We start from the raw sequence: 17,037 nt of genomic DNA, 5'->3' as shown, positions 1-17,037 counted from the left end.
AGGTTAGTATATTGGTTATTTTGGCTTGGTTATGGCTTATTCAGATACGGTTATTTTTTTACCCGCTATTTTAAAATGTACTTTACGGGTAAGCTGCAGCGTATTCAACACTTCAGAAACATTGCTGAACCGGGATACAGAACCGCTGAATTTGTCGGACGGCAAGTTACCGGTGTACGCCACATCTACATCGTACCACCTGGAAACCATCCGCATAATTTGCTGTATATCATTACTTTCAAAAACAAACAGGCCATCCTTCCAGGCAGTTGCTTCGTCTACATCCACTTCGCCAATATTAAATGCAAGCGCGTTTAAAAAAGCCTGCTGACCAGGTTGTAATATCCGGGTTTGATTTTTAGCAGTCGAGGTTACTTTTACCTTCCCTTCAAGCAGGGTGGTTTTAACAGCCGGCTCATCATCATAAGTATTGATATCGAAATGTGTGCCCAGCACCTCTACTATTTGCGATTTACTGTAAACCCTGAATGGTTTAGCTGCGTTATGCGCCACTTCAAAATAGGCCTCGCCGGTGAGCTCAACTTTACGTTCGTTGCCGCTAAATATGGTTGGATAGGTTAACGAAGAAGCCGCATTTAACAGCACCCGGCTACCATCGGGCAAAACAACCCAATACTGGCCTCCCCTGGGCGTAGTCATGGTGTTGTACCCGTTTAATTTTGCTTCCTCCGATCCTGATTTCTCGGCTGAATTGTAAACAATTCTTCCGTCGGCGGTTTTATTAATTGCTACTGCGCCCTGTACGGCAAGGGTTCCGTTTCGGGCACCGGTTAAGGTAATCTGTTTGCCATTGGCCAGGGTCAGGATAGCTTTGTTGCCACCCGGCAAAATATCATTTTTAGGATTATGCTGATGAACAAGCGGTTTAGGCTCCTGGTGTTTTTTAACAAACAGATAGGCACCAAACGACACAAAAACAAGGATGGCAGCAGCCGAAGCGATGGAGTACCATTTTTTAAAGTGCCGGATTTTAGCAGTTTCAGGAATTTCACTAATAATCCTGTTCCAGATCAACTCCTCTTCCATTGACGGATCTGCAGGGCCGTTGGTCGCAGGCTGCTTAGCGGCTTCATGCAAATACCAGTTATCCAGCATTTGCTGCTCTTCTGGTGTACAGGTGCCGAGTTGGTGTTTATTTAATAGTTCCTGTGCTTGTTCCCTGGTCATGGTTTATTCTGGCTGTTATTAATGAAACGGCCAGCCAGGGAGGAAGTAGTAGATGAAATGAAAAAAAAATGTGATTTTAGTAAGTTTATAGCTCGTGATGTTACACTTTTATAAGTTCAGTTTGTTAGATACCCTTGTATTCAAGCAATTTAGTCATGATTTGATGCAGTGGGATCGCAGTGATATTTTCGCCTATAGAGAATTGGTCCTGACCTGCATACACGACAAAGCGTTTATCCGGACCGATATCCTGGCAGGCCAGATAAAATCCTTTGGAAAGAGCAGGCGAAGAGCTTCGTTTAATTTCGATAGCCCATTTCTCCCGGCCGGAGAATTCTAACACCAGGTCAATCTCTGCCCCATGGGCGGTCCTGTAGTAATAAGGTATAACGCCATCGGGAACTGTCGATAAGATATTTTCGATTACGAAGCCCTCCCAGCTTCCACCAGCTACCGGATGCCCCAGCAGGTCATTATAGTTTTCAATGTTAAGCAGAGCGTGGGTCAATCCGCTATCCCGAACGTATATTTTAGGGCTTTTTACTAATCGTTTTCCAACGTTACTTGCCCAGGGCTGCAAGCGCCGGACCAATAAAAGATCAACCATCAGGTCCAGGTAGCGGGAGATAGTTGTAGCACTTACTTCAAGACTTTTCGCAAGCTGTGACGCGTTCGTTATGCCGCCCTGAACGTGTGCCAACATTGTCCAGAACCGCTCCAGTGTAACAGCCGGTATGCGAGGACCTAATTGCGGTATGTCTCTTTCCAGATAGGTTTTGATGAAATCTCGTCTCCAAGCCAGACTGTTTCGATCGCTATTGGCGAGCAAACTGTCAGGAAATCCGCCTCTAAGCCAAAGCTGATTTAACTTGTCGATTGTACCTGTTCCAAATTCCAGGGCATCAATGCCCTGAAGTTCCAAGTACGCAATCCTACCTGCCAAAGACTCGCTGGATTGCTGTAGCAAATCTATCGACGCAGAACCCAGGAACAAAAACAGTCCATACTTATGGCCCTTTCGCCGTTCTTTATCAATGATTCCCCGAAGTGCTGCGAAAATTTGAGGAATACGCTGCACTTCATCCATAATGATGAGCTGTTGGCTATTCTCTGCATGGAAAGCATTGATATCCTGTATTTTTTGAAGATCAAGGCTATTTTCTAAATCCAGATAAACGGCCGTACCAGAATCACTTATATTCAGCGCAATAGTCGTTTTGCCCACTTGACGTGGTCCCATCAAGGCGACAGAGGCACTTCGGCTGAGCGCTTCTTCAACTTTCCTTTCGATTCTCCTGGCAATCATACCGTGCAAATCTAATACTTAATGTTTAATTTACACGGTAATAAATGCAAAAAATATACCCGTTTATAATATCCTGAGTTAATATAATCAGCAATATCACAAACTATAAAATCATAATTTTCACAAAATTTATAATCCCGACAATATTAAAACGATTGCCGAAAGGTGATTAAGCTTAGGCCTGATTATCCTGATAGCGTTGCCGATTTGTTTTTTAACCGTTTTATCGGATATATCGAGTTGGTCGGCAATTTCTTTATAAGTAAAGTGCTGATGAATCCGCATTTCAAATATTTGCTTCATTTTAAGGGGAAGCTGCGCAATTTCTTTCTCGAGCGCTGCCATTATTTCCTTTTCTTCTATCCGCTCCAATGTTTGGTCGCAATTGGCTTCGGCAAAGGCGGCCAACGAATCAAGGTAATCCAACCGTACCCGCTTGCGTGCTACCAGGTCAAGCACTTTATTTTTTGTCGATATAAAAAGATATCCGGCTAAATTAGCGTCTGAACTTATGCATTCCCTTTTGAGCCATAATGAGGTGAAAGTTTCCTGGATAATATCCCGGGCGTCATCTTCGTCCCGGAGCATCTTCAGCGCATGCATATACATTACTGTCCAGTAACGCTTATAAATTTCGGCAAAGGCATCCCTGTCGCCGTTTTTTAACAGCGTTATAAGCTCCTGATCAATAAGCATCCGTTTAGAGGACATAACTGGTTTAATTAACGAATGTAATGCATTTTTTACAAAAATTGCAATACCTATAAAACCGTTATAACCTTCGCCCTCATTTTTAGGAATACTCTTTTTTGCCGCTTCAGCGGCATACAATCCATCTGTTTCCATAAATACCTGGCTTAAAGCAACAAGTAACACGGTGTAGCCAGGTGACAAATGAGGCCGGAAACATACATTTCCGTTAAAATAAAAGGGGGGGGGCTAATTAAGGCCGGTATATTTATTCAAAATCTGCTGCAATGGTTGTTGATTTCCATTGTTCAAGTTCTGTAGACATGGCGGCAAGTTTTTCTGAGGCCCTGTTATAAGCATCATTTCCCAGAAACAGGTGCATTGGTGGCTCGGGACTTTCGGCTAATTCAATAAATATCTCCGCTGCGCGATCCGGATCCCCGGCCTGCTGTCCATTGATGGACAGGTAACGATCTTGCGTATTTCTTACTGCTTCATAACCTTCTATTTTGCTGGCGGTTAGCGCAAGTGAGTTTTTGGTTAAAAAGCCTGTCCGGAAACCTGATGGTTCTGCTACAGTAACCTTTATTCCAAATTCTTTAACATCCAGTGCAATGACTTCAGAAAAAGCAGCCACTGCAGCTTTGGTAGCCGAATAAACAGACCAGCCGGGTGCCCCAACAAAACCAGCAACCGAACCGATGTTTATAATATACGCTGATTTTTGACTCCTCATTACCGGCAGTACCGCCCGTACCACATTTATGGTTGCCAGCACGTTAACATTAAAAATATTACGGATATCCTGTTCGTCTATTTCTTCAACTGTTCCGGCCATCCCGTAGCCGGCATTGTTAACTACTACATCAATCCGTCCAAACGCTGCCAGCGTTTGCTGTATAGATTCATCAATACAATCCGGGTTATTTAAATCAACAGCCAGCGCAAGAAAACGCTCCCTGTCTATCAACCCAACGGCCTGACTTAACGCCCTGGCGTCGCGGGAACTTGCGGCAACGCGGTAGCCCCGATCAAGCAGCTTTTTCACAAGGATTAACCCCAATCCCTGGGAAGCCCCGGTTACATACCATACTTTTGAAGTGTTCATGATATTATACTTTTAAATGATCAAAATATGCTGTGGTTTCTTCGATTACAGCCTTCATCAGTTCGGCGGCCTTTGTGTGTTTCAGCACCGGCGCTATCTGCCCGCCCCAGAACAGGATCATATCCCATTTTTCCTGTCCGATGGCGGCTTTTCGTATATGCGACATAAACTGTGTTTGAAGCGGGAAGGGGAGCAAACCATTTTCCTTATGCAGCAAGTCTTTTGCAATACGGCTGGTTATGCCCCTACCCAACCTCCCGGTAAATGCCCGCGATAAAGTGGTGTACTTAGCCGCATCCGAAAACAACATTTGCCGGTGAACATTTGTAGTATTCGATTCATCGGTTGCCAGGAAGGCGGTACCAATTTGTACAGCATCTGCACCAAGTGCCAACGCCGCGGCAACACCTTTTCCGTTGGCAATGCCACCTGCCGCTATAACCGGGGTTTTTACCTTTTCCTTAATCAATTGAAGCAATACAAAAGTCCCTATGGTAGATGATTCTGCCGATGTCAGGAATGACGGCCGGTGTCCGCCGGCCTCAAAGCCTGAAGCGATAATCAAATCTATACCTGCCGATTCCAGCACTATGGCTTCGTCCAGCGTAGTTGCCGCGCCTACGGTAACAATGCCTAAACGGCGGCATTGTTCAAGAATATCGGCAGACGGGATACCAAACATAAAGCTAAACACCGGCGGCCTCTGGTGCAGGATCACCTCCACCTGGTTTTCAAAACGCGAGGTAAACACCCCAGGTTTTTCTGGCAGGGTAATTCCCAACTCGTCAAAATAACGCCTGAATAATTCTTCGGCCTGTTTAAACTGTTCGTCTGAAACAGTACCGTTCACGGCATCATTATCCGAAACCCACAGGTTAATATTGTAGGGTTTATTGGTTGCCGCTTTAATCTGCTTATCTACTTCGATTATTTCCTGTGGGCTTAATGTGTAAGCTCCATAACCACCAAGCCCGCCGGCGTTAGATACTGTTGACACCAGTTCAACAGACGACAGGTTGCCGCCGAACGGCCCTTGCAGGATAGGATATTTAATACCCAGTATTTGGGCTGCTTTAGTTTGATACCACATCATCTTAAAATTTATTGGGCTACATCGCTAATCATTTTATTAACGATCAGCCAGCGGTTATCTATTTTATGAAACGACAGGAACTCATCATAATTAAAATCGTACATTTTAACGCGCACCCTGGCCACCGCTATTGAATTGACAACATCAATTGAGATGATTGTCCCCTTAAAGGGCTTGCCAGAATCTTTGGGGCTTTGACGATGAGCAACACCATCAAGGTACTGATCGAGCGTTTTGGCATATGGCTGACCTTTAACATCGCCGAACAATAAAGTACCGGGATTGTAAATCTGATTCAGCGTATTAATATCGCCTTCGTAGATCCCTTTGAAATAATATTTTTCCAGTGCCTCGGCAATGGCTATTGAATCTTTAGTTTCCATTTCTTTTAAATTTTGCGCTTTTAACGCCAGCAATGTGCATGACAAAAAAGCTGTGAATAAAAGCGTTTTCAAATTAATTAAGATGGTGCCCGGCTCCCAAGCCACCATCTACGTTAATGATGGCACCGTTAATAAAATTGCTCCTGGCAATCGTGTAAACCATTTCGGCAATGTCTTCCACTTCGCCAACGCGGTTTAGCAAATGTAAACCTGCGGTTTGGTCGGCATTTTCGCCGTGCATCGGGGTACGGATTGTTCCGGGCGCAACCGTGTTTACCCTAATGTTATCTTTACCAAACTCGGCCGCCAGTTGGATAGTAAGTGCATGTATTGCGCCTTTTGATGCCATTTGTGCTGTAATGGGCACTCCGCCAAGGCTATGGTTAACCAGGGGTGTACCAATATTGATAACTACGCCATCATGCTGTTTCTGCATTTGCGGAATAATGGCCTGGGTTGTAAAGTAAGTTCCTTTGAGGTTTGTATTCAAAAAGCGGTCAAGATAGGCTTCATCCACTTCCAGGAAGGGTTTGGTTTCAAATATGCCCGCATTATTGACCAGTACATCCACCGAGCCGAATTTCCCGATAGCAGCTGCTAAAAGCCGCTCGCCTGTACTTTTTTCGTAAACATCGCCGGCCACCATGGCCAGGTTTTCACCACCGCCCAATTCCTGGTAAACCTGCTCCAGCTTTGTGGCTGTTGATGAATTGATGATTACGTTGTCGCCCTTTGCTAAAAAGTGGCGGGCTATTTCTTTACCAATGCCAGATGATGCACCGGTAACTATTATGGTTTGCTTCTTCATTTTATTTTTTTCTTTCGGCAGTTATGCCTTTTTCTCTTAACACAGATACCTGTTCTCCATTATGGCCCCAGTCGTCCAAATCATATTCCTGGATCACAACAAAGGTTAATTGCGGGTCTTTATTCAGTACATCACTCAACAGGTTGGTAACCCCTTTTATTAGTTGCTGTTTTTGTTCCCTGGTAACACCTTCACGTGTTACTTCAATTTTTACGTATGGCATGGCTTTAATTTTTATGCAAAAGCTGCTTATCAGGCAGCTTTTGCAGTTACACTTACATTAAGTTCAAAATCATTATAAATCAGGGTGTCGCCCAGGTCTTTGAAGAAATTACCTGAACGGAATTTTATTCCATATTTGGTGCGGTCAAGTACCAGCTTTCCGGTTGTAGTCAGCACGTTGCCATTTACTTTGATATCCGCATCAAAGCCAACAGCGTGGGTGATACCTTTGATAGTCAGATCGCCTTTAACATGGCTGCAAGAAACTGAGGTGATATGCAAAGTTGCTTCAGGGTATTTTTCAATTGAGAAAAAATCATCGGAAGCAAGGTGGCCGGCAAACTGCGCATTTGTTGCCGGGTCGGTTACATCCAGTATTTTGATAGATGTGGTATCGATAGTGAATTTGCCCCCGGCAAGCTTACCGTTGTTTAAAATAAATTCGCCTTCTTTAACGGCTATGGTACCATTGTGTGCCCCGGTTACCTTACGGCCCACCCAATCGATATTGCTTTGGGTGCTTACGATTTCAAATTTTTGAGTTTCCATTTTATTTGTGTTTTTAATTACACAACAAAGTACGGCAGGAAATTTCAGGGGCACGTGTGACCTACATCACATTTAAAATGAATCGATATTTATGTGATGTACATCACTTTCAGGTGTTATAAAGCCGGCTTAGGGTTTCTCTCGAAACGCCTAAGTATGCTGCAATCAGGTTTTTAGGGACTATATTATAAAGCTCTGGATAAAGCTTCAACAGCTCTTCATACCGATATTTCACATTATTATTCATGAACGATAACAGCCTTTTTTGAGCAGCCACGTATCCTTTATTAGTCCTCCATCTAAAAAAATGTTCGGCATTGTGGAGTTCATTACATAGCTTCTCCCTATCGTCATTGCTAAGGCAGAGCACTACTGCATCAGTAATACAATCTACGTTGATGGTAGCCTTGGTATTGTTATATAACGCGTTATAATCTGATGCCCACCAGGTTGGCATGGCAAATTGCAGGATAAACATTTTGAGATCGTCGTTGATAAAGAAGGATTTCAAGCAGCCGGATAGCACGAAATATTCGCAATCTACCTTATCACCCCCGGTAATAAGGGCCTGCCCTTTTTGAAAATGCTGTTGTTTAAAATGCGAAAAGAAATAGTCAAACTGCTCGTCGGTCAACGTGGCTATTTTAGCTACATGAGCTTTTAAAATTTCTTTGGCTTCCATTGGTAGTTATAACTGATGCGCTAACAATTTAAAGTTAGGAATTAATTATAAATTCCAAATCAGCTGGCAATACGCTTCAGGGAAATAACTTTTTAAATCTTCTGTTATATAGTCCCCGTTTACGGTTTCTCACACAAGGTGCTAAGGAAAAATAAGCCAGTCATTTTGCTTTCTAGCGTCTTTGCGTGAAATAAATATCTTCGCTGCTTACTCATAACTATAAAGCTTAATACGCTGGATGCCATATTCGCCCGTCGGGATCCTGAGGTGCCGGCCCTGGTGGTCTTCATCGCCGTTTAAACGACGGCCTGCCTGCCATTTACCATTAACAAAATGGCCCTCATCAACACTTTGTATACCTGCCCGCTGCGCCTGATTTTTGGGTTTAAAACTTATTACCAACCCGGTGCCGCCTACGTAAAACTCATCATTTGATAAAGCGATGATGATGCCACCCGTTAGCGGCCATGTTGCTTCTTTGGCGTTTGGCGACCAGCCCAAGGTTAAATCGTGCGAAACAGTTAATATATAATCGCCCATTTCTAATTTCACGGTATCGGCAACCTTACTTAACAACACCCCTTCCATCAAACCTTGCTTTTTGGCTTTGCTAATCTCGCCCGATAATTGGTTAATAATATCATAGCATTTACCCAACGATTCTGTTTCGGGCTTTTTGCCGGATTCAATGGAAAAAGGAGAAAAACCCAGGGCCTTGTAGTGGCCAATTGCATAAAACGCTTTTGCATCCACCCCTTCTTCAAAACGGTGTTCGGGAATCAGCAAGGCATTATCCGGCCGGGTATAACGGTCATTCCAATATTTAAAATTAGGGTTATAAAAATCGGGCGACAGCAGGTCGATATCCGGAGCGGCAGCTTTCCAAACATCGATTAAATGCGGCAGCGGGCCACCGCTTGGGTATTGCCCGGGTTGCTTACCGGGCGCGTTAAGGGCAGCGTTTACATACATTGGCAGCGGGTAAACCGCTTTACCTGCCCTGGCCACCTCATTAGCATACGTAGCAAAATACCAGGCTATAAACATTTCATCGGTAGCCGCGCTTTTACCAAAAACAGCTTCCCAATTACCTGCTTTTTTATAGCCATTGCCCTCCCAGGCCTTTTGAATTTCGGGTACCAGTTTATCCCGATGCAAACTCAAATAAGCGATTAGCTTTTCCGGAACAGCCCGGCCAAAAGCCGCATCGGCCGGCTTTGAATGGTCGCGGGGGCTGGGCAACATCCCTATTTCATTTTCTACCTGTATCATTACTACCGTATGCTGCTGGCTATCTGTTTGTTTCAAGTGCTGCATGAGCGCGGCAAAAGCATCACAATCGGCCTTCAATGCGTTTTCAGAAAACGGCGTAATGATCTCCTCAGATCGACCTTCGCTGCTTTGCACCCGCGGAAAGCGTTTTTGGTTTGTTTTAACCCATGCAGGCGCGTAACAGCTCATGCTGTTTTTCCAGGTGCCAAACCAAAGTAATACCAATTTAATTTGATGTTCCCTGGCGCTTTTTATAAGGTAATCAACCAGCGTAAAGTTAAATACGCTTTCCTTTGGCTCCATCAACTCCCAATATACCGGGGCTATCAAGGTATTCAGGTTCATTTTTTTGAGTTTGGGCCAGATAGGGTCCATGTAAACCGTACTTGAAGCGCTTGAGTTTCCTAATTCCCCGGCAGTCATCAGTAAGGATTTGCCATTCACCAGCAATTCGGCATTACCACCCCAGTATTTAATTTGCGGCATTACCGGGCTGCTGTTTTGCGCTTTGGTTTCAAAAGCCCACAAGCAACACCAAACAAATGCTAAAACAACTGATTTCATAACGGTTGAATTTACTTTAATGCTCAATCCCAATGATAAAACAAATAGTACTTTAACGCCCAAACACCAAATGCTCTGTTACTTACCGGCGTATGCCCACTGCAATGCCTTAAGCATTGTAACCGGTTTACCCGATAAATGGGTAACATCGTCAATAATGAGGTGCTTAAAAACAAACTTTTGGTAATGACGCTCATCAAGTAAAGCAACCAGTTGTTTATTGGGCATTACTTGGCCCGGCGTTTCCAGCCCGCCTACTTCAATAAAAACATTTACGGGCAAGCTTTTATGTTTGGCAAAATAGTTTTTTTCGATACCGAAAACGCTGCCGTTATCATAACCTAAAGCCGGACTACCAATAAGAATATTTCTAAACAGGGTTGGCTGCGTAAACAAGGTATACGTGGCAAACAAGCCGCCCATAGAATAGCCATATAAGGTTCGATTAGCAGTATCTGTTTTTAACTCCGCGTCGATAGTGGGGATAAGCTCTTTTTCGATAAAGGCTAAAAAAGCAGGGGCACCACCACTTTCGGGTATTGCAGGATTTTTGGTCGGAGTAAAATCGCGATTGCGTTTATTACCCGGTGTACCAATTAAACCGCCATCGCCAATGGCTACCAATATAGGTTCGGGGATATGGTACTCCGCCATCAAAAGTCCAAGATATTCCAGCGAAGGCGAAAAATCATTATCCCCATCAACAACATACAATACCGGGAATTTTCGCTTAGCGGTATCATAACCTGCCGGGTAATGGATATAAATATCATATTGATTACCCGCCAGTTTGGATTGCATCTGCAGATGATTAGAGTTGGGTATGGTAACCAGCTTTGCCTGCTGGGCAAAGCCATACCCGCGCAGTATACAGCTCAACAACAAAGTTATTGATATCAATTTGAGCACCTTCATAGCAACGTTATTACAAAAATGGATCGATTAGTTTAATAGAGCCATCGGTATTATGCTGTAGCTCCGTCACCTTTACATTGCGCAGGTGGGTTTTGCCCGATATTTGGGTATCGTGGTAAAATATATACCATTCGCCTTTTATTTCGATGATAGAATGATGGGTAGTCCACCCCTGTACCGGTTTCATAAATACGCCTTTGTAGGTAAATGGCCCAAGCGGTTTATCGCCTATCGCGTAGCAAAGCAAGTGCGTATCGCCGGTTGAGTAAGTGAAGTAATATTTACCATTGTATTTGTGCATCCATGAACCTTCAAAAAACCGGCGGTCATGATCTTTAGTTAATAACGGTTTGCCCAGGCTATCTAAAATAACAACATCCTTTACCGCGCCATCAAAGCTTTTCATATCAGGTTTTAACAGGGCTACACGGCAGCTAATGGCCGGGGCATCTTCCTGTTTCGAATCGGTTTTTGAGCCATCGGCCTCATATTTTCCGGTCGACCAGCGCTGCAATTGTCCGCCCCAGATACCGCCAAAATACATATAGGTTTTACCGTCGGTATCGGTAAATACAGCCGGATCAATGCTGTAGCTTCCGGCAATAGGTTCAGGCTCTGCCTTAAACGGACCAACGGGGCTGGCCGATGTAGCCACACCGATATGGAACACGTCTTTTTTATCCTTCACCGGGAAATAAAGGTAATAAGTGCCGTTTTTATAAGCAGCGTCGGGCGCCCAAAGCTGGCGGCCAGCCCAGGGAATATCTTTAATATCAAATCCAACGCCATTATCAGTAACCTTGCCACCAATGCTATCCATCGAAAGAATATGATAATCTTTCATGGCAAAATGATCGCCATTGTCATTTTCGGGGATTCCTGCATTGATATCATGCGACGGATAAATATAAATTTTGCCGTTAAACACATGTGCCGATGGATCGGCAGTGTAAATGGAGCTGATAAGGGGTTGCGAAAGGAATTTTACCTTTTTGCCGGTATCTGTTTTGCTGCTGTCTGCATCGGCCGCTTTTTTGGTGGGCGGGTCGCATGCACTTAACATGCCTGCGGCTATAAAAAGCGTAGTAATTAATTTTGCGGTGGTAAATTGCTTGCTCATTGGCGTTTGGTTTATGGTGATGATTAATTGGTCATATAATTGTTGCCCCCGATGCCTGGTACATAATAAAACTTCATGTCTTTATAATACGATAGCGGATGTTCCGGCTTTGAATAGGCATTCCCGATGGGCATCTTTGAAAAAGTTTGAAAGTATAAAACACAGGCATCCCGCCAGGTTATGGCTTCTGTTAGCTGAACTTTCATCAACTGCTGTACCTGGACAAAACGTTCGGCGTCTACTTTTCCCCGCATTTTATCCCAGGTTAAACCCATTTGCTTAACAGAATCGGCACCCATGTAGTAATGGTGAACCATCTCGTCCCATAACGACTTGCCCGAACGCATTTTGTAGGTCCAGCTTAAATGATGAAACCATAAAAGGTATTCATCTGGGCAGGTTTGCAGGTTTTCCCAGTGCGATTGTACCGGCTGCGCATATTGTGATAGCGCATTGCTGCCCGTGCCAGTACGGTTAAACCCAATGCCGGCCGAATCGGCCTTGTGGTAATAAGTGGCATTCCAATCGGGCCGCCCTGCATTATCAACCCATGGGCCGGGGCCATAATGGGTAGAAACACCCATAATGTGGTGCAAACCAAGCGGAGTCATATAATTAACTGTATTCTCCCTTGATTGTAGCATGACTTTTTTTATGGGTGATACAAAGCCGGCATCATTTGTAAAAGTCATTTTTAGCCAATCGCCGGCAATAGCGGCCGGTGATTGATCGGGGTTCCAGGCCATGCGGCCAAAAGCGTACCAGTTGGCCTGGGCAAAGGGATGACCGCACCAGTTTAAATCTGTGCCAATATTGGCCACACCAGCTATCCCTGTTATTAGTTTTTTATTAAAATTACCCTGGAGGATACGCGATACGGTTGAACCCTTCCCCTGCGTGTACGTGTCCGATTGCAGCGCTTCGGTAAATAACAGCGCTTCATAAACCAAATGTGTCGAAAAGCCAAGGTACTCCTGTGTTAGCTGGAATTCCATCATTAGTGCGGTATTGGGCATGGCACCAAATAAGGGGTGGAAAGGTTCCCTCGGCTGAAAATCAATCGGCCCGTTTTTTACCTGGATGATTACATTATCTTTAAACTTCCCATCAAAGGGCTTAAATTCATTATATGCCTGTTTCGACCGGTCATCGGGCACATTATTATCATACACAAAAGCCCGCCACATTACAATGCCATGGTGCGGGCTCAAAGCATCGGCCAGCATATTGGCACCATCGGCATGGGTGCGTCCATAGGTTTGGGGCCCGGGCTGGCCTTCGGAGTTTGCTTTCACTAAAAAACCGCCAAAATCGGGAATGTAGCTATAAATCTCATCCGCTTTATCCGCCCACCATTTTTTTACATCGTCATTTAACGGATCGGCTGTTTTCAGGTGGCCTAACTCTACCGGGCTGCTGAATTTTACCGACAAATAAATTTTAATACCGTACGCCCTGAAAACATTGGCCAGCGCCTGTATTTTAATTAAATACTGAGGCGATAGTATTAACGCATCTGCATTCACATTGTTGATAACCGAGCCGTTGATGCCTATAGATGCATTGGCACGTGCGTAATCAATATACCGCTGGTCTATAATACCGGGCAGTTTATGCCAGTTCCAGATAGATGAACCTGCATAGCCACGCTCTACAGTGCGGTTCAGGTTATCCCAATGATCAAGTACCCGGTACATTATGCGCGGGCGATCTGCCATATTAAGATTATTGATGGGCTGCCGGGTTTGCAGCAGCTTTAAAAAATTAAAAACACCATACAACACGCCAACATCGGTTTTGGCTGTAATCAGGATACATTTTTTCTGATTAATAAGCGCCGTTTTTATAAGATACCCCTCGCTGCCTATGCTGTCCGGAACGATAACAGCCAGCACTTTTAACGATTGCGGTGTGCCAATGATAATTGTTTGCCCGCCTGTTACGGTTTTAGTATCTGAGGGAAGTACAGATAGTATACCATCCAGCCCCTTTTCCAGCTCGGCCTTAGCAGCCCTTAGCTGATCGGATTCCGCCGGAAAAATCATATACTTCAGTTGCTTTTTATAAACCGCTGCAGCCGGCTGGTCGGCTATTTTATTATACTCAAGCCAAAGTTTATAGCCATCATCGGCACATGCGTTGCTTACCACACCCAATAAAAGCAAGATCAGTAAACACCTATTTTTTTTTACAAAATATTTGGCCATGGCGTTAATATTTCAGCATTGGTAAAGTTTTTTGCCCGGTTATAAAAACAATAAAATGATGTATTAAAGTTTATGAAAGCACACGTGTGTTACATGCCCCGTCCACAATGGTTTATAATGATTAACCTTTATGCAATCGATTGCAAATATATAAACCTTTATTTATATTTAGCAATTCAAAACTAATTATTCAGTTATTATTAAAATCATTCGGGGCATTTTTACCTATCGGTAGTGGACTGATAATGTACTGACTACCATGCATCGCCATAAAATAAAAAGCGACACAACTAAATTGCCACATGGGTTATTGGCCTCATGGTTAACGAACAAAAGAACATCATCTTGTTTGTACCAGGCATTGCACGCTGGAGGTCTCCCGTACATCTTACCACCCGCCCGCGTTTTACGAATTAGACTTTGCTCAAGCACTCACTTAATCAGCCCAACCAACTACTCACTACACCTTTTTATCCCCATCTCTAAGCCGCGCAATTCGGCAAGGCCTTTAAGCCTGCCGATTGCTGAATAACCGGGATAAGTGTTGTAATTGAAATCATCTAATAGCTTATGACCATGATCTGGCCGCATGGGGATGGCGGCATCTAATCTGCCTGCATTTTTACGGGCTATTTGTTCGCTGATGATAGCCTTCATCACTGCGTACATATCCACACTGCCTGCCAAATGACCGGCCTCGTAAAAACCGCCATCGGGCAACCGCTGCACGTTGCGCAGGTGCAGGAAATGGATTTTACTGCCTAATTCCTTTATAATACGCGGTATATCATTTTTACCGGAAGCGCCCAACGAGCCGGTACAAAGCGTAATTCCATTTGCTATTGACGGACAGCAATTTACGATATCCGTCAAATCAGCCAACGTGGATGCAATACGGGATAGCCCTAATATCGGGAATGGTGGGTCGTCCGGATGGATGCACATTTTAATGCCTAACTTTTCTGCATGCGGAATGATGGCCCTTAAAAAGTAGAACAAATTTTCTTTTAAAGCCAGGGCATCTACCTCACTATACTTGCGCAGGTGCTGTTTAAATTCATTGATGGTAAAAACTTCTTCGGTGCCAGGCAGGCCAGCTAATATAGTATTGGTTAACAGTAGCTTATTGCTATCACTAAGACTATCCAGATAAAGTTTCGCTGCTTGTTGCTGTTCGGGGTTAAAATCATTAAACGCTCCCTCACGTTCTAAAATATACAGATCAAATGCCGCCAAAGCCGTAGCGTTGTACAATAATGCCGATGCACCATTGGCTAAGCGGTAATCAAGATGGGTACGCGTCCAGTCGAGTACGGGCATAAAGTTGTAGCATACGGTTAGCATTCCTTCGGCTGCCAAATTGGTAAGGGTTTGCTTGTACTTGTCAATATACCGGTCGCGGTCAGGGCTTCCGGTTTTGATACTTTCATGGATATTCACACTTTCAACCACAGCCCAGCTAAAACCTTCTTTGTTGACTATTTCCCGCCTTTTCCTAACCTCCTTAACACTCCAAACATCACCGCAGGGCACCTGGTGTAGCGCCGTTACTATACCTTTGGCACCCATTTGTTTTATCGCACTTAAAGTAACAGTATCTTCGGGCCCAAACCACCTGAAGGTTTGTAGTAAATCTGGTATCATAGTATTTGATATTGGCGTAATAGGGCCTAAATCTATGCAATCGATTGCCAAAAATTAGCTAAATAAGCATTTAATTTTTACATTTATCCATTAAATAATCAGTTGGCCATTTATGGCACGTTACGCAGTTAGTTTTAAGCGCTTTAATTAAACCCATGCCCGGCAGCGAAAAAGAGATTACTATTTACGATATAGCCAAAAAGCTCAATGTTTCAGCTGCTACAGTAAGCCGCGCACTCCAGGATCATCCACGGGTAAACAAAAACACCAAAAAGATGATTGTTAAGGCCGCCGAAGAAATGGGCTACCGTTCAAACTCCTTTGCCAGCAACTTACGCCGCAAAAACAGCAATATCATCGGTGTAATTGTACCAAGGCTCAATAGCAGTTTTACATCTGATGTGATAGCGGGGATAGAGAAAGTAGTGAACGATAATGATTATAATCTTATCATCAGCCAATCATTGGAAACAATGAAAAAAGAAATTAATAACGCGAAGGCAATGTTGAATAACCGGGTTGATGGTTTGCTGGTTTCGTTAGCCTATGATACCACCAATATTGAACACTTTGAACCGTTTATAAAACGCAGKATCCCGGTAATTTTCTTCGACCGGGTGTTTGAGCATGATCATTATCCGCAAATTTATATCGATAATTTTAAAGCAGCTTACGAAATTACCAGCCATCTTATTGAGCAGGGCTGTAAGCGGATAGTTCATATTACTGCCAATGTTTTACGAAATGTGTATTCGGAAAGGCTACGGGGGTATAAAGCAGCGCTGGAAAAACACGGCATTCAATTCGACGAAAGCTTACTGTTCATTAATGATCTTAGCGCCAAAGCATCGGCCATAACCGCCCAGGAAATACTAAAAATGAACCCGCTGCCCGATGGCATATTCTGCGCTAACGACGCGAGCGCGGTAAGCTGCATACAAATACTCAAAAAAGCAGGGATAAAAATACCCGGAGATATTGCCGTTGCGGGTTTTAACAACGACCCGGCATCGTGTGTAATTGAACCCAATTTAACCACCATCAACTATAAAGGATTTGAAATGGGCGAAGTTGCGGCCAATTTGCTCATCAACCATTTGGTGAACAAAAACGACCTGCAACAAACCCATAGCCTGATATTAAGATCGGAGTTGATTATAAGAGAATCATCGGTAAGGAAAAAGCAAACAGGCGATTAAAAATAGAGTCAAGAGGTTAGAGTCAAGAATCAAGACAACCTTATGGATAGTTTAGGTTTTTACATTAACCTTTTAGGTAAACACCAG

At 43.9% G+C, this 17,037-nt stretch carries 16 protein-coding genes; 1 reads left to right on the top strand and 15 read right to left on the bottom strand.

The window, feature by feature from the left end; genetic code table 11:
- Nucleotides 1-36: 36 nt before the first annotated feature.
- From AC1DV1_RS06165 to uxuA, 15 genes are all read right to left on the bottom strand, one after another.
- Nucleotides 37-1,188 carry a FecR family protein gene (locus AC1DV1_RS06165; protein WP_477356617.1) on the bottom strand — a complete coding sequence of 384 codons (1,152 nt, stop codon included), beginning with the start codon at nucleotides 1,186-1,188 and terminating at the stop codon, nucleotides 37-39.
- A 124-nt stretch (nucleotides 1,189-1,312) separates the two neighbouring features.
- The gene (locus tag AC1DV1_RS06160; RefSeq protein ID WP_477356615.1) at nucleotides 1,313-2,494 is read right to left on the bottom strand and encodes an ATP-binding protein; all 1,182 of its coding nucleotides are present in this window, start codon (nucleotides 2,492-2,494) and stop codon (nucleotides 1,313-1,315) included.
- 129 nt (nucleotides 2,495-2,623) lie between these two features.
- Nucleotides 2,624-3,340, bottom strand: coding sequence for an RNA polymerase sigma factor (locus AC1DV1_RS06155; RefSeq protein WP_477356613.1), 717 nt, complete (start codon nucleotides 3,338-3,340; stop codon nucleotides 2,624-2,626).
- A 112-nt stretch (nucleotides 3,341-3,452) separates the two neighbouring features.
- On the bottom strand, nucleotides 3,453-4,292 hold the full coding sequence (locus AC1DV1_RS06150) for an SDR family oxidoreductase (RefSeq protein WP_477356611.1): 840 nt from the start codon (nucleotides 4,290-4,292) through the stop codon (nucleotides 3,453-3,455).
- Between the two features lie 4 nt (nucleotides 4,293-4,296).
- Nucleotides 4,297-5,385 (bottom strand): NAD(P)H-dependent flavin oxidoreductase, encoded by a 1,089-nt coding sequence (locus AC1DV1_RS06145; protein ID WP_477356609.1) that lies wholly within the window; start codon nucleotides 5,383-5,385, stop codon nucleotides 4,297-4,299.
- A gap of 8 nt (nucleotides 5,386-5,393) precedes the next feature.
- Nucleotides 5,394-5,768 carry a nuclear transport factor 2 family protein gene (locus AC1DV1_RS06140; RefSeq protein ID WP_477356607.1) on the bottom strand — a complete coding sequence of 125 codons (375 nt, stop codon included), beginning with the start codon at nucleotides 5,766-5,768 and terminating at the stop codon, nucleotides 5,394-5,396.
- Nucleotides 5,769-5,841: 73 nt separating this feature from the next.
- Complete coding sequence (locus AC1DV1_RS06135) at nucleotides 5,842-6,576, bottom strand: SDR family NAD(P)-dependent oxidoreductase (RefSeq protein WP_477356605.1); 735 nt, start codon at nucleotides 6,574-6,576, stop codon at nucleotides 5,842-5,844.
- A gap of 1 nt (nucleotide 6,577) precedes the next feature.
- Entirely contained in the window at nucleotides 6,578-6,799 is a 222-nt protein-coding gene (locus AC1DV1_RS06130; protein WP_477356602.1) for a tautomerase family protein, read from the bottom strand.
- Nucleotides 6,800-6,828: 29 nt separating this feature from the next.
- Nucleotides 6,829-7,347, bottom strand: a complete 519-nt coding sequence (locus AC1DV1_RS06125) for a YceI family protein (protein WP_477356600.1) — start codon at nucleotides 7,345-7,347, stop codon at nucleotides 6,829-6,831.
- A gap of 109 nt (nucleotides 7,348-7,456) precedes the next feature.
- Nucleotides 7,457-8,029 carry a Crp/Fnr family transcriptional regulator gene (locus AC1DV1_RS06120; RefSeq protein WP_477356598.1) on the bottom strand — a complete coding sequence of 191 codons (573 nt, stop codon included), beginning with the start codon at nucleotides 8,027-8,029 and terminating at the stop codon, nucleotides 7,457-7,459.
- 207 nt (nucleotides 8,030-8,236) lie between these two features.
- Nucleotides 8,237-9,865 carry a GH35 family beta-galactosidase gene (locus AC1DV1_RS06115; protein WP_477356596.1) on the bottom strand — a complete coding sequence of 543 codons (1,629 nt, stop codon included), beginning with the start codon at nucleotides 9,863-9,865 and terminating at the stop codon, nucleotides 8,237-8,239.
- Between the two features lie 78 nt (nucleotides 9,866-9,943).
- The gene (locus tag AC1DV1_RS06110) at nucleotides 9,944-10,780 is read right to left on the bottom strand and encodes an alpha/beta hydrolase (protein ID WP_477356594.1); all 837 of its coding nucleotides are present in this window, start codon (nucleotides 10,778-10,780) and stop codon (nucleotides 9,944-9,946) included.
- 10 nt (nucleotides 10,781-10,790) lie between these two features.
- Complete coding sequence (locus AC1DV1_RS06105; protein ID WP_477356592.1) at nucleotides 10,791-11,900, bottom strand: glycoside hydrolase family 43 protein; 1,110 nt, start codon at nucleotides 11,898-11,900, stop codon at nucleotides 10,791-10,793.
- 23 nt (nucleotides 11,901-11,923) lie between these two features.
- Nucleotides 11,924-14,107 (bottom strand): alpha-glucuronidase family glycosyl hydrolase, encoded by a 2,184-nt coding sequence (locus AC1DV1_RS06100; RefSeq protein WP_477356590.1) that lies wholly within the window; start codon nucleotides 14,105-14,107, stop codon nucleotides 11,924-11,926.
- 453 nt (nucleotides 14,108-14,560) lie between these two features.
- Complete coding sequence (gene uxuA, locus AC1DV1_RS06095) at nucleotides 14,561-15,751, bottom strand: mannonate dehydratase (RefSeq protein WP_477356588.1); 1,191 nt, start codon at nucleotides 15,749-15,751, stop codon at nucleotides 14,561-14,563.
- A 155-nt stretch (nucleotides 15,752-15,906) separates the two neighbouring features.
- On the opposite strand from uxuA, the gene AC1DV1_RS06090 reads away from it, so the two are divergent.
- Nucleotides 15,907-16,950 carry a LacI family DNA-binding transcriptional regulator gene (locus AC1DV1_RS06090; RefSeq protein WP_477356586.1) on the top strand — a complete coding sequence of 348 codons (1,044 nt, stop codon included), beginning with the start codon at nucleotides 15,907-15,909 and terminating at the stop codon, nucleotides 16,948-16,950.
- The last annotated feature ends 87 nt before the right edge of the window (nucleotides 16,951-17,037 follow it).

The organism is Mucilaginibacter sp. P4_D1, from assembly GCF_056401935.1.
The sequence above is the reverse complement of the archived record's forward strand: the minus strand, read 5'-3'. Positions and strand labels throughout refer to the sequence as shown.

Coding starts and splice junctions, on each gene's coding strand:
- AC1DV1_RS06100 (WP_477356590.1), bottom strand. CDS start 14,107: ATGGCCAAATATTTTGTAAAAAAAAATAGGTGTTTACTGATCTTGCTT.
- AC1DV1_RS06145 (WP_477356609.1), bottom strand. CDS start 5,385: ATGATGTGGTATCAAACTAAAGCAGCCCAAATACTGGGTATTAAATAT.
- AC1DV1_RS06115 (WP_477356596.1), bottom strand. CDS start 9,865: ATGAAATCAGTTGTTTTAGCATTTGTTTGGTGTTGCTTGTGGGCTTTT.
- AC1DV1_RS06135 (WP_477356605.1), bottom strand. CDS start 6,576: ATGAAGAAGCAAACCATAATAGTTACCGGTGCATCATCTGGCATTGGT.
- AC1DV1_RS06155 (WP_477356613.1), bottom strand. CDS start 3,340: ATGGAAACAGATGGATTGTATGCCGCTGAAGCGGCAAAAAAGAGTATT.
- AC1DV1_RS06140 (WP_477356607.1), bottom strand. CDS start 5,768: ATGGAAACTAAAGATTCAATAGCCATTGCCGAGGCACTGGAAAAATAT.
- uxuA (WP_477356588.1), bottom strand. CDS start 15,751: ATGATACCAGATTTACTACAAACCTTCAGGTGGTTTGGGCCCGAAGAT.
- AC1DV1_RS06130 (WP_477356602.1), bottom strand. CDS start 6,799: ATGCCATACGTAAAAATTGAAGTAACACGTGAAGGTGTTACCAGGGAA.
- AC1DV1_RS06105 (WP_477356592.1), bottom strand. CDS start 11,900: ATGAGCAAGCAATTTACCACCGCAAAATTAATTACTACGCTTTTTATA.
- AC1DV1_RS06150 (WP_477356611.1), bottom strand. CDS start 4,292: ATGAACACTTCAAAAGTATGGTATGTAACCGGGGCTTCCCAGGGATTG.
- AC1DV1_RS06160 (WP_477356615.1), bottom strand. CDS start 2,494: ATGATTGCCAGGAGAATCGAAAGGAAAGTTGAAGAAGCGCTCAGCCGA.
- AC1DV1_RS06125 (WP_477356600.1), bottom strand. CDS start 7,347: ATGGAAACTCAAAAATTTGAAATCGTAAGCACCCAAAGCAATATCGAT.
- AC1DV1_RS06120 (WP_477356598.1), bottom strand. CDS start 8,029: ATGGAAGCCAAAGAAATTTTAAAAGCTCATGTAGCTAAAATAGCCACG.
- AC1DV1_RS06165 (WP_477356617.1), bottom strand. CDS start 1,188: ATGACCAGGGAACAAGCACAGGAACTATTAAATAAACACCAACTCGGC.
- AC1DV1_RS06110 (WP_477356594.1), bottom strand. CDS start 10,780: ATGAAGGTGCTCAAATTGATATCAATAACTTTGTTGTTGAGCTGTATA.